Raw genomic sequence first — 12161 nt, forward strand, 5'->3', positions numbered from 1 at the left:
GCCCATGGGTTTCCCCACCCATGACCCCGAGGAGATGCACTACGGCTACTGAACGCGAAGAGGCCCCGGCACGAATGCCGGGGCCTCATCAGGCAAGCGGCGCAGCCGCTTTCTCTTTTCACCACCTGAGCAACCCGCACCGCCGCGCGTTCTCAGACGTCTTCTGGTGAGGACAGCCGCAGCGCCGTGTATTGGCCATACACAAGTCGCGGATCCCGGAGCCAGAAGACGTCTGAGGTTCCGCTACCCGCACCGCAACGCAGGGGAATCACAGAGCGGAGATCAGACGGTGAAGCCGAGGGCTCGTAGTTGCTCGCGCCCCTCTTCGGTGATCTTCTCCGGTCCCCACGGCGGCATCCAGACCCAGTTGATCCGGAAGTCCGAGACGAGGCCGCCGCCCGGTCCGCCGCACAGCGCGGCGCGGGCCTGGTCCTCGATGACGTCGGTCAGCGGGCAGGCCGCCGAGGTCAGCGTCATGTCCACGGTCGCGGAGTTGTCCTGCTCGACGCGGACGTCGTAGACCAGCCCGAGGTCGACGACGTTGATGCCCAGCTCGGGGTCGACCACGTCGCGGAGGGCCTCCTCGACGTCCTCCAGCTTGGCGACCTCGGCCGCCGGGGCGGCTTGCTCAGGCAGGGCGTCGGCAGTGCGCGCCTCGTCCTGCACTTGGGTCTCGTCGCTCACATTGCCTCCTGAAAGTCTGTTGGCACCGAACTCACGCTCGGGAGACCGCGTCCTTGAAGGCCATCCAGCCGAGCAAGGCGCACTTCACTCGCATCGGGTACTTGGCCACGCCGGCGAAGGCGATGCCGTCTTCCAGCACGTCCTCGTCCGGTTCGATCTTGCCTCGGCCGTGCATCAGCTCGCTGAACGCGGCCTCGGTTTCCAGGGCTTCCTTCAACGGCCTGCCGACGACCAGGTCGGTCAGCACCGACACCGCCGCCTGGCTGATCGAGCAGCCCTGTCCCGCGTAGGAGACGTCTTCGACGATGGCGTTCTCGTCCTCGCCGGTCAACCGCACCCGCAGCGTCACCTCGTCCCCGCAGGTCGGGTTGACCTGGAAGGACTCGGCGTCGAACGGCTCCCGCAGCCCGTGCCGGTGCGGGTTGCGGTAGTGGTCCAGGATGATCTCCTGGTACATCTGCTCAAGCTGCATGTCGCGATCCTCGGTCGAAAGTCAGGCAACCCCGAAGAAGCGCTGCGACTCGCGCACCGCATCCACCAACGCCTTGACCTCATCCAGTTCGTTGTACAGGTAGAACGACGCCCGGACGGTCGCGGGAATTCCCATCCGGCGGTGCAGCGGCCGGGCGCAGTGGTGGCCCACGCGGACCTCCACGCCCTGATCGTCGAGCACCTGGCCGGCGTCGTGCGGGTGCACGCCGTCGATCACGAAGGACACGGCGCCACCGCGGTGCTCGGTGCTGGTGGGGCCGATGATCCGCACGCCCTCGATCGCGCTGAGCTCGCGCAGCGCGGTCTCGGTGAGCTCGTGCTCGTGCGCGGCCACCCGGTCCATGCCCACCTCGTTGAGGTAGTCCACGGCCGCACCGAGCCCGACGACCTGCGAGGTCATCGGCACGCCCGCCTCGAACCGCTGGGGCGGCGGGGCGAACGTGGAGCGCTCCATGTGCACCAGCTCGATCATCGAGCCACCGCTGATGAACGGCGGCATCGCGTCGAGCAGCTCGCAGCGGCCGTAGAGCACGCCGACCCCGGAGGGGCCGAGCATCTTGTGCCCGGAGAACACCGCGAAGTCCACGCCCATGGCCTTGAAGTCCACGGGTGCGTGCGGCACCGACTGGCACGCGTCGAGCACGACCAGCGCGCCGACCTCGTGGGCGCGGCGGATGATGTCCTCGCCGGTGTTGACGGTGCCCAGCACGTTGGACTGGTGGGTGAAGGCCACGACCTTGGCCCGCTCGGAGATCACCGAGGCGACGTCGGTGGTGTCGAGCCGGCCTTCGTCGGTGACCCCGAACCAGCGCAGCGTGGCGCCGGTGCGCTCGCACAGCTGCTGCCACGGCACCAGGTTGGCGTGGTGCTCCATCTCGGTCACCACGACCTCGTCGCCGGGGCCGAGGCGGAAGCGCTCGGCTTCCGCCCCGGCCGTCGCGGCGTTGCTCATGGCGTAGGCGACGAGGTTCACGCCCTCGGTGGCGTTCTTGGTGAACACCACCTCGTCATCCCCGACGCCGATGAAGTTCGCGATGCGTTCTCGCGCGCCTTCATAGGCGTCCGTGGCCTCCTCGGCCAGCTGGTGCGCGCCGCGGTGCACGGCGGCGTTGGAGGTCTCCAGGAAGGAGCGCTCCGCGTCGAGCACCTGGCGCGGCCGCTGCGAGGTCGCCCCGGAATCGAGGTAGACCATGCGTTTTCCGTCGCGGATCGTGCGCCCGAGGATCGGGAAGTCCGCACGGATGGCCGCCACGTCCAGTGGGGTGCTCGCACCAGTGGTGCGAAGAGGCTGTTGGGTCATGACTGGGCGGCCGCCTCCTTCTTGCCGGTGAACCGCACGTAGCCGTTGGTCTCGAGCTCGTCGGCGAGCTCGGCGCCACCGGACTCGACGACCTTGCCGTCGGAGAACACGTGCACGCGGTCCGGGGTGATGTGCTTGAGGATCCGGGTGTAGTGGGTGATCAGCAGAACGCCCTTGTCACCCTTCTCCTTGAAGCGGTTCACGCCGTCGGAGACGACGCGCAGGGCGTCGACGTCCAGACCGGAGTCGGTCTCGTCGAGCACCGCGAACTTCGGGTTGAGCAGGTCCAGCTGCAGGATCTCGTGGCGCTTCTTCTCACCGCCGGAGAAGCCCTCGTTGACGCTGCGCTCGGAGAAGGACGGGTCGATGTCCAGGTCGGACATCGCCTGCTTGACCTCCTTGACCCAGTGCCGGATCTGCGGGGCCTCACCGCGGACGGCGGTGGCGGCGGTGCGCAGGAAGTTCGACATCGACACGCCCGGCACCTCGACCGGGTACTGCATCGCGAGGAACAGGCCCGCGCGGGCGCGCTCGTCGACGGACATCTCCAGGACGTCCTCGCCGTCGAGCAGCACCGTGCCCGAGTCGATCTGGTACTTGGGGTGACCGGCCAGCGCGTAGGCCAGGGTCGACTTGCCGGAGCCGTTGGGCCCCATGATGGCGTGGATCTGACCGGAGTCGATGGTCAGGTTGACGCCCTTGAGGATCGGCTTCGGGCCGTCCTCGGTGAGGACCGAACCGTGCAGGTCCTTGATCTCCAGGGTGGCCATTTCTTCTCGTTCTCCTGGTGTGTGGTGCCGAAAGTCTGGAATCGATCGTGGCGCTCAGGCGCCGACGACTGCGAGCTCTTCCTCGATCTCGGCCTCGAGGCGCTCCCGCACCTCGGGCACGTTGATCTTCTGCAGCAGCTCGCCGAAGAAGCCGCGCACGACCAGGCGCCGGGCCTGGTCCTGCGGGATGCCCCGGGCCTGCAGGTAGAAGAGCTGCTCGTCGTCGAACCGGCCGGTGGCGCTGGCGTGGCCGGCTCCCTCGATCTCGCCGGTCTCGATCTCCAGGTTCGGGACCGAGTCGGCCCGCGCACCTTCGGTCAGCACCAGGTTGCGGTTGAGCTCGTAGGTGTCGGTGCCCTCGGCGGCGGCCTGGATGAGCACGTCGCCGATCCACACCGAGTGCGCCGAATTGCCCTGCAGCGCGCCCTTGTAGAGCACGTTGCTGCGGCAGTTGGCCACGCTGTGGTCGACCAGCATGCGGTGTTCCAGGTGCTGGCCCGCGTCGGCGAAGTAGATGCCCAGCAGCTCGGCGTCGCCGCCCTTGTCGGCGTAGTTGACGGTGGTGTTCACGCGCACCAGGTCGCCGCCGAGGGTGACGGCGAAGTGGCGGAACACCGAGTCGCGGCCGAGGGTGGCGTGCTCGGAGCTGACCTGCGTGGCGTCGTCGGCGAAGTCGTGGATGGACACGACCCGCAGCTGCGCGCCGTCGGCGACGACGAACTCGACGTTGTCGCCGATGGTGCCCGAACCCCGGTAGTCGATGACGACCACGGCTTCGGCGAACTGCTCGGCGTGGATCTGCAGGTGGCCGAAGGCGACCTGGTCCGCACCGGGGCCGTCGATGGTGACGGTGACCGGCCCGGCGAGCTTGGTCTCCTTGGGCACGGTGACCACGGTGGCCTCGGTGAAGGCGCTCCAGGCCTGGGCGGCGACGCGGTCGGCGGGCACGCCGCCCTTGCCGATGCGCGCGTCGTCGCGGCCCACGGTCTCCACTGTCGCCTCACCGGTGACCTCGATCTTGAGGTTGCCGGTGGCGGTGGCGGAGCCGTCGTGCAGGCCCTTGAGCCGCTTCAGCGGGGTGAACCGCCAGTCTTCCTCGCGCCCGCCCGGGACCTCGAAGGCCTCGACGTCGTAGGAGCGGAAGCGCTCCCCGCGGGAGGCCTGCGGAACGACAGGCCCCCCGTGGGAGTGCTCGGCGAGGCCGTGCTGAGCGGCGTCGTCGGTCTTGGTGGTGCTCATCTCAGCCGACGGCCCCTTCCATCTGCAGCTCGATCAGTCGGTTCAGTTCCAGTGCGTATTCCATCGGCAGCTCGCGCGCGATGGGCTCGACGAAGCCGCGGACGATCATCGCCATGGCCTCGTCCTCGGTCAGACCGCGCTGCATGAGGTAGAACAGCTGGTCATCGCTGACCTTGGACACCGTCGCCTCGTGACCCATGGTCACGTCGTCCACGCGGACGTCGACGTACGGGTAGGTGTCGGAGCGGCTGATGGTGTCGACCAGCAGCGCGTCGCACTTGACGTTCGACGAGGAGTGGTGGGCGCGCTTGGCGACCTTGACCAGACCTCGGTAGGACGTGCGGCCACCACCGCGGGCGATCGACTTGGAGACGATCGTCGAGGAGGTGTGCGGCGCCAGGTGCTCCATCTTCGCGCCGGCGTCCTGGTGCTGGCCCTCGCCGGCGAAGGCGACGGACAGGACCTCGCCCTTGGCGTGCTCGCCCATCAGGAACACCGAGGGGTACTTCATGGTGACCTTGGAGCCGAGGTTGCCGTCGACCCACTCCATGGTCGCGCCCTCTTCGGCCTTGGCGCGCTTGGTCACCAGGTTGTAGACGTTGTTCGACCAGTTCTGGATCGTCGTGTAGCGGCAGCGGCCGCCCTTCTTGACGATGATCTCCACGACCGCCGAGTGCAGCGAGTCGCTGGAGTAGATCGGAGCGGTGCAGCCCTCGACGTAGTGCACGTAGGCACCCTCGTCGACGATGATCAGCGTCCGCTCGAACTGGCCCATGTTCTCGGTGTTGATCCGGAAGTAGGCCTGCAGCGGGATGTCGACGTGCACGCCCGGCGGCACGTAGATGAAGGAGCCACCCGACCACACGGCGGTGTTCAGCGCGGAGAACTTGTTGTCACCGGCCGGGATGACCGAGCCGAAGTACTCCTTGAAGATCTCCGGATGCTCGCGCAGGGCCGTGTCGGTGTCCAGGAACAGCACGCCCTGGGCCTCCAGGTCCTCGCGGATCTGGTGGTAGACGACCTCGGACTCGTACTGCGCGGCGACACCGGCGACCAGCCGCTGCTTCTCCGCTTCCGGGATGCCCAGCTTGTCGTAGGTGTTCTTGATGTCCTCGGGCAGGTCTTCCCAGGTCTGGGCCTGCTGCTCGGTGGACCGCACGAAGTACTTGATGTTGTCGAAGTCGATGCCCGACAGGTCCGCGCCCCAGTTCGGCATGGGCTTGCGGTCGAACAGCTTCAGGGCCTTCATGCGAGTCTCGAGCATCCACTCGGGCTCGCTCTTCTTGTCCGAGATGTCGCGGACGACGTCCTCGGACAGACCTCGCTTGGCGGTTGCGCCCGCGACGTCGTTGTCGGCCCAGCCGTATTCGTAGCTGCCCAGCGTCGCCAGGGTTTCTTCCTGGGTGAGCTGACCAGAACCGTCGGTGGTGGGATTGCGCTGCTCCGCAGCGGCAGTCATACGGACTCCCCTCCAGCAGGAATCGGGGCGGTGTTCTGCCGGTCCTTCGGGACCGAACCGGCAGAGGTCTGTTCGGCGTCCGGGCTCTGGCCCGGATCCGTCAACCGCGCGGTTGGTACGTGCGTGGTGCAGGCCGCATCACCGTTCGCGATCGTGGCCAGCCGCTGCACGTGGGTGCCGAGTACTTCGGCGAACGCCGCCGTCTCGGCTTCGCACAGCTGCGGGAAGTCCGCAGCCACGTGCGCCACCGGGCAGTGGTGTTGGCAGAGCTGCTCGCCGCTTCCGACGCTGCGCGCCGAGGCAGCGTAGCCCTCCCGGGTGAGCGCGTCGGCCAGTACCTCCGCGCGCTCGGCCGGGGTCCGAGCGGCTACGAGAGCGTCGCGGTGATGGGCCACGAGGGCTGCCATCCTCCGCTCGGCGAACTCGCGCACCGCTTGTTCCCCTTCGTGTTCGGCGATGAACCGCAGTGCCGCCACCGCCAGGTCGTCGTAGGCGTGCCCGAACCTCGCCCTGCCCGACTCGGTGAGCAGGTAGAGCTTGGCCGGCCGGCCACGACCCCGACGGCCGCGCGGGGAGGACTCCCGGGTGTAGGCCTCACCCTCGGCGACCAGCACGTCCAAGTGCCGACGCACCGCGGTGGGGCTGACCCCGAGTTCTTCGGCCACCGCAGCAGCGGTGATCGGCCCCCGTTCCAGCAGCAACCGCGCAACCGTGTGACGGGTCCGGCCGTCGCCTTGCGCAGCCGTGCCGAGATGGCCCGCAGGCCCCGTCTCGGTGGCGGCTGCGGTCGGCTTCGACGTCCCGACCTTTTTCACAACACGAATGTTACCTATTTCGATCGCATGCACCAGAGCGCGGGGCGGGCACGTGACCTGACTCACGCGATTAGGCTTCGTCCTCGTGGCTGCAGGCGAAACGACGAACCAGGCGGCGCTGCTCCCCGGGTCGGACTCCTCCGAACGGACCAGCACGTTGCCGATCGACCATGCCGAACGGAGGCAGCTCGACCACATCCGTCGCTTCGGCACCACCGGATCTCTGATCCTGGCCGCCGGAGCGTTCGGCGCAGGCGCCAACCCGGTGATCAACCCGCTCTACGGCGCCCGCCTGCTCGGCCTGCTCACCCGGATGCCCACGGTGGCGATGGCCATCTGCTGGCTCGGGATGCTGATGATCATCGCCGCCTGGCTGTGGCTCGGGCGGCTGTGCCTGCCCGGACGCGAGCGCATCCTCACCGTCGGCCAGCTGGCGCGCACCGCCGCGATGTGGGCCCTGCCGCTGGCGCTGTGCCCACCGCTGTTCAGCACCGACATGTACAGCTACCTCGCGCAGAGCGAGGTGGCCGCGCGCGGGCTGAACCCGTACCTGGTCAGCCCGGTCATCGGGCTCGGCGTGGACCACCCGTTCACCAGCAACGTGCCCAACATCTGGCGCGACACCCCATCGCCCTACGGGCCGCTGTTCCTGATGTTCGGGCAGCTCATCTCGCGGATCATCGGCGACAACGTGATCTTCGGGGTGCTGCTCTGGCGCGTGGTGATGCTGTGCGGCCTGGCGCTGGCGATCTGGGCGATCCCGCGGCTGGCCCGCCGCTGCGGCGTGCACCCGGCCGCCGCGCTGTGGCTCGGCGTGGCCAACCCGATCGTGCTGTTCCACGTGATCAGCGGCATGCACAACGAGGCGCTGATGGTCGGCATCATGCTGACCGCCATCGAGCTGGGCCTGCGGTTCCAGTCGATCCCGGGGACCGTCGCCGCCGGCGTGCTGCTGACCATCGCCGGTGCGATCAAACCACCGGGCTGGATCGCGCTCGGCTTCTTCGGCATCTGCCTGGTGCTGCTGCAGGGCGGTCGATGGCGCGACCTGTTCCGCATCGGCGGCCTGCTCGGTGCGGTGTTCCTCACGACCATGACCGTGATCACCGTGGGCAGCGGCTGGGGCCTGGGCTGGATCGACACCTTCGACGTGCCCAACCGGGTCAAGACCTTCATGGCCCCGCTGACCGCGTTCGGCATGACCGGCGGCGGGGTGTCCACGCTGCTGGGGCTGGGCAACCAGACCGACGCGATGCTGGCCATCACCAAGATCATCGGCTACCTGATCGTGGCCGCCGCGTGCCTGTGGATGCTGTGGCTGTCGTTCCGCGGGCGCATCCAGCCGCTGGTGGCCATGGGCGCGACGTTCCTCACGCTGGCGCTGGCGGTGCCGGTGCTGTGGCCCTGGTACCTGCTGTGGTCGGTGGTGCCGCTGGCGCTGTCGACCAACAGCTCCCGGTTCCGGGTCACCGCGACGGTGATCTGCGCGGCCGTGTCCCTGGTGGTCCCGCCGACCGGGGCCGGATTCCTGCTGCGCGCCTACCAGGTCCCGCTCGCCGTGATCGCCGCGCTCGTCGCTTTCGCGATCATCCTGCTGCTGGTGAGGAAGCGCATGCCCGCCCTCTGGCCCACCCTCGGCCGTGTTCGGCCCGTCACGCAATAGGCTGTGAATCCGTGAGCAACGAGAGTCCGGCCGTCCTGCTGCGCGGGCTGGAGAAGCGCTTCGGGGACACCACCGCGGTCGCCGGCCTCGACCTGTGCCTGCCGCGCGGCAGCGTGCTCGCGCTGCTGGGTCCCAACGGCGCGGGCAAGACCACCACGGTGGAGATCTGCGAGGGCTTCCAGCGTCCCGATCGCGGCGAGGTCCGCGTCCTGGGCCTCGACCCGCACACCCAGGGCGAGCAGCTGCGACCCCGCATTGGCGTGATGCCGCAGGGCGGCGGCGCCTACCCGGGCGTGCGCACCGAGGAGATGCTGCACCTCGTCGCCGCGTGCACCGCCGACCCGCTCGACCCGGCCTGGCTGCTGGAGGTGCTCGGGCTGGAATCGGTGCGCCGGACCTCCTACAAGCGGCTCTCCGGCGGCCAGCAGCAGCGCCTGTCGCTGGCCTGCGCGCTCATCGGCAGGCCGGAGCTGGTGTTCCTCGACGAGCCGACCGCCGGGCTGGACCCGCAGGCCCGCCGCATGGTGTGGGACTTGGTGGCGGCGCTGCGCCGGGACGGCGTGAGCGTGCTGCTGACCACGCACCTGATGGACGAGGCCGAGGCGCTGGCCGACCGGGTGGTGATCGTCGATCACGGCCGCGCGGTCGCCGACGGCACCGCCGAAGAGCTCACCGCACCCGCCGACGGCAAGCAGGAGCTCCGGTTCCGCTCGCAGACCGCGCTGGACCTGGACCTGCTGCTGGCCGCGCTGCCCGAGGGCTACAACGCCGAGGAGCTGCGGCCCGGCGACTACGTGGTGCGCGGCGAGATCAACCCGCAGGTGGTCTCCACGGTGACCGCCTGGTGCGCCCAGCACAGCGTGCTGGCCCAGGAGCTGCGGGTGACCCGCCGCAGCCTGGAGGACGTCTTCCTGGACCTGACCGGACGGGAGCTTCGATCGTGACCGCCGAGCTCGGTGACCGGTTCCCCGCCGGAACCTTCTCCCCCTCCCCCGGCCGCGGCAGGCCGCTGCGGATGCTGGCAGCCCAGACCCGCATCGAGACGCTGCTGATCGTCCGGCACGGCGAGCAGGCCCTGCTGACGCTGATCATCCCGATCGCCCTGCTCATCGGCATGAGCACGATCCACATCGGCGACCTGCCCGAACCCCGGGTCAACTCGGTGATGCCGAGGATCCTGGCGCTGGCGGTGATGTCCACGGCCTTCACCGGCCAGGCCATCGCGCTGGGCTTCGACCGCCGCTACGGCGTGCTCAAGCGGCTCTCGGCCACAGCCCTGCCGCGCTGGACGCTCATCTCCGGCCGGGTGCTGGCCACCCTGCTGGTCGTGGCGCTGCAGGCCGTGGTGCTGAGCGTGACCGCGCTGTTCCTGGGCTGGTCACCGGCCCTGACCGGGCTGCTGCCCGGCATCGGGCTGCTGGTGCTGGGCACGCTCGCCTTCGGCGCGGCCGGCGTGCTGGTCGGCGGCGCGCTGCGCCCGGAGATCGTGCTGGCGCTGGCCAACGCCATCTGGTTCGTGCTGCTGCTGGCCGGAGGCCTGGCGCTGCCCGCCGACGACCTGCCCGGCCCGCTCGCCGTCATCGCCGGGTTCCTGCCCTCGGGCGCGCTCGCCGAGGCGCTCGACGCCGTCCTGGTCCACAGCGCCCTGCCGGGCGCGCAGCCGATCCTGGTCCTGCTCGCCTGGGGCGTCGCCTGCGGAGCGACGGCGCTCCGCACGACCCGGCTGACCTGAGGGAACCCGGAAGGGCGTCCTCCGCCGGCGAGGACGGCCGCGACGCCGCGCGTCCGACGCTCCCGGAGTCGAGGTCGCGCTGCTGACACCGCTGGGCGGAAAGGGCCGCTGTTCCTTCTAAAGTGGCGGGCATGACGAAGATCGCTCGGCATGCCAAGGCATCCCTCGAACTGCTCCACGCGATGATCTACTTCGCCCCGGAGGCCGAAGACCGGTTCACCAAGCTCGGTCTCAAGCCCGGCCGGATGAGCTACTACGCGGGACGTTCCGCCGCGATGGGTCCGGTCGGCGCCGGTGTGGTGGCGGCGACCTTCTACAACTTCAACCCGGTCTCGGTCGCCAAGTCGATCCCGGCCGCCTGGGACATCGTCTCCCCCGCCGAGGTGCTCGACGCCCGCCTGGACGCCGTGGACGCGGCGTACCACCGGCTGCTCGGCGACGAGGTGCTGGCGTCCGAGGACGTCGTGGAGTGCGCGGAGCTGGCGCGGATCGCCTCCGAGGCGTGTCTCCCGGACGGCAAGCCGCTCTACGCCGCGCACGCCGACCTGGACTGGCCGGAGACCCCGCACCTGAAGCTGTGGCACGCGATCACGCTGCTGCGCGAGTTCCGCGGCGACGGCCACATCGCCGCCCTGCAGCAGGCGGGCATCTCCGGCATCCAGTCGCTGGTGCTGCACAGCACCATGCGCGGCGGGTTCACCCCGGAGGCCGCCCGCACGCTGCGCGAGTGGTCGGAGCAGGAGTGGGCCGAGGCCGACGAGCAGCTGCGGGAGCGCGGTCTGATCGACGCCGACGGCGAGCTCACCGAGGAGGGCAAGCAGTTCCGCGAGTCCATCGAGCTCCGCACCGACGAGATGGCCCTGGCCCCGTGGCAGCACCTCGGCGAGGAGCGCACCGCGACCTTGGTCGAGAAGGGCGGCAAGCTCAGCAAGGCCCTCGCCGAAGCAGGAGCCCTGCCTGCCGGGCTGTTCAAGTGATCGAGCTTTCACAGGCGTGACCTGCGGGCGGGGTGATCCGAGGCGCCGAATACCATTCGGTTGTGGCGCTACCTACTTGGATCTCCCGCCCGTCACCGCGCACCGTGCGAATCCTCGCGATCGCCGTGCTGGTGACGCAGGCATTGATCTCGGTGACCGGTGCGACCGTCCGCGTGACGGGCTCCGGACTGGGATGTCCGACCTGGCCGCAGTGCTTCCCGGGCAGCATGGTCCCGATGCCGCACGCGGAGGTCGCCGTCCTGCACCAGGTGATCGAGTTCGGCAACCGGCTGCTCACCGGTGTCGTCGGCTTCATCGCGCTGGCCTGCCTGGTGGCCGCGTGGCGCTGCCGCCCCCACCGCAAGCGCTTGGTGCTGCTGGCGCTGATCATGCCGCTGGGCGTGGTCGCGCAGGCGATCATCGGCGGCCTGACGGTGCTGGTGAATCTGGCCTGGTGGAGCGTCTCGGTGCACTTCATGGCCTCGGCGGTCCTGATCTGGCTGGCCTCGGTGCTGGTCAAGGCCACCACCGAGGGCGACCGGGCCCCGCTGGCCGTGGTCACCCGGCCGATGCGCCGCCTGCTGGTGGCGCTGCTCGTGGTCACCGCCGCGGTGCTGGTGGCGGGAACGCTGGTGACCGCCGCCGGTCCGCACGCGGGTGATCCGGACACGCCTCGCCTGGGCTTCGCCGTGGCCACCCTGGTGCAGCTGCACGGCCTGCTGGTGATGGCCTACGTGCTGCTGCTGGCGGTCTTCGGCGTGTGGCTGCGCTCGGCGCGGCCCACCAAGGCGCTGATCAAGGCCTACGTCGCGGCGTGCGCGATGGTCCTCGTCCAGGGCGCGATCGGCTCGGTCCAGTACTTCCTGGGCGTCCCGGAGGTCCTGGTCGTGCTGCACGTCGCCGCCGCCACCTGCGTGATCATCACAACAGCGATCCTCTGGACCGAGTCCCGCAACCGCGGCCCTCTCCCCCACCCAGAGGTCGCCGAACCCCAGCACTCCGTGGCGGTCTAGGAGCATGCGGCGGAGCC

At 69.6% G+C, this 12161-nt stretch carries 12 protein-coding genes; 5 read left to right on the forward strand and 7 right to left on the reverse strand.

Annotated features, from left to right (window positions below; genetic code table 11):
* Positions 1–282: 282 nt before the first annotated feature.
* From E1181_RS23965 to E1181_RS23995, 7 genes are read right to left on the reverse strand one after another with little or no spacing between them, the layout of a single operon-like run.
* Positions 283–684, reverse strand: coding sequence for a metal-sulfur cluster assembly factor (locus E1181_RS23965; RefSeq protein WP_132678060.1), 402 nt, complete (start codon positions 682–684; stop codon positions 283–285).
* 31 nt (positions 685–715) lie between these two features.
* Positions 716–1156 (reverse strand): Fe-S cluster assembly sulfur transfer protein SufU, encoded by a 441-nt coding sequence (sufU, locus tag E1181_RS23970; protein ID WP_132678062.1) that lies wholly within the window; start codon positions 1154–1156, stop codon positions 716–718.
* Between the two features lie 21 nt (positions 1157–1177).
* Positions 1178–2476: a cysteine desulfurase gene (locus tag E1181_RS23975; RefSeq protein ID WP_132678063.1), complete on the reverse strand. Its 1299-nt coding sequence runs from the start codon at positions 2474–2476 to the stop codon at positions 1178–1180.
* The gene (sufC, locus tag E1181_RS23980) at positions 2473–3246 is read right to left on the reverse strand and encodes a Fe-S cluster assembly ATPase SufC (RefSeq protein ID WP_132678065.1); all 774 of its coding nucleotides are present in this window, start codon (positions 3244–3246) and stop codon (positions 2473–2475) included. The genes E1181_RS23975 and sufC overlap by 4 nt, the downstream gene beginning before the upstream one ends.
* A 54-nt stretch (positions 3247–3300) precedes the next feature.
* Positions 3301–4485 carry a Fe-S cluster assembly protein SufD gene (sufD, locus tag E1181_RS23985; RefSeq protein WP_132678067.1) on the reverse strand — a complete coding sequence of 395 codons (1185 nt, stop codon included), beginning with the start codon at positions 4483–4485 and terminating at the stop codon, positions 3301–3303.
* A 1-nt stretch (position 4486) separates the two neighbouring features.
* Positions 4487–5944: a Fe-S cluster assembly protein SufB gene (sufB, locus tag E1181_RS23990; protein ID WP_132678068.1), complete on the reverse strand. Its 1458-nt coding sequence runs from the start codon at positions 5942–5944 to the stop codon at positions 4487–4489.
* Positions 5941–6759, reverse strand: coding sequence for a helix-turn-helix transcriptional regulator (locus E1181_RS23995; protein WP_132678070.1), 819 nt, complete (start codon positions 6757–6759; stop codon positions 5941–5943). Before E1181_RS23995 ends, sufB begins: the two co-directional genes overlap by 4 nt.
* Positions 6760–6844: 85 nt before the next feature.
* On the opposite strand from E1181_RS23995, the gene mptB reads away from it, so the two are divergent.
* From mptB to E1181_RS24020, 5 genes are all read left to right on the forward strand, one after another.
* The gene (mptB, locus tag E1181_RS24000; protein WP_132678072.1) at positions 6845–8422 is read left to right on the forward strand and encodes a polyprenol phosphomannose-dependent alpha 1,6 mannosyltransferase MptB; all 1578 of its coding nucleotides are present in this window, start codon (positions 6845–6847) and stop codon (positions 8420–8422) included.
* An 11-nt stretch (positions 8423–8433) separates the two neighbouring features.
* Positions 8434–9366 (forward strand): ABC transporter ATP-binding protein, encoded by a 933-nt coding sequence (locus E1181_RS24005; protein ID WP_132678074.1) that lies wholly within the window; start codon positions 8434–8436, stop codon positions 9364–9366.
* Entirely contained in the window at positions 9363–10154 is a 792-nt protein-coding gene (locus tag E1181_RS24010; RefSeq protein ID WP_408010535.1) for an ABC transporter permease, read from the forward strand. The genes E1181_RS24005 and E1181_RS24010 overlap by 4 nt, the downstream gene beginning before the upstream one ends.
* A gap of 131 nt (positions 10155–10285) precedes the next feature.
* Positions 10286–11131 (forward strand): SCO6745 family protein, encoded by an 846-nt coding sequence (locus E1181_RS24015; RefSeq protein WP_132678076.1) that lies wholly within the window; start codon positions 10286–10288, stop codon positions 11129–11131.
* A 62-nt stretch (positions 11132–11193) separates the two neighbouring features.
* On the forward strand, positions 11194–12144 hold the full coding sequence (locus E1181_RS24020; protein WP_207922284.1) for a COX15/CtaA family protein: 951 nt from the start codon (positions 11194–11196) through the stop codon (positions 12142–12144).
* Positions 12145–12161: the final 17 nt, after the last annotated feature.

The organism is Saccharopolyspora terrae, assembly GCF_004348435.1.
Lineage (GTDB): Bacteria > Actinomycetota > Actinomycetes > Mycobacteriales > Pseudonocardiaceae > Saccharopolyspora > Saccharopolyspora endophytica.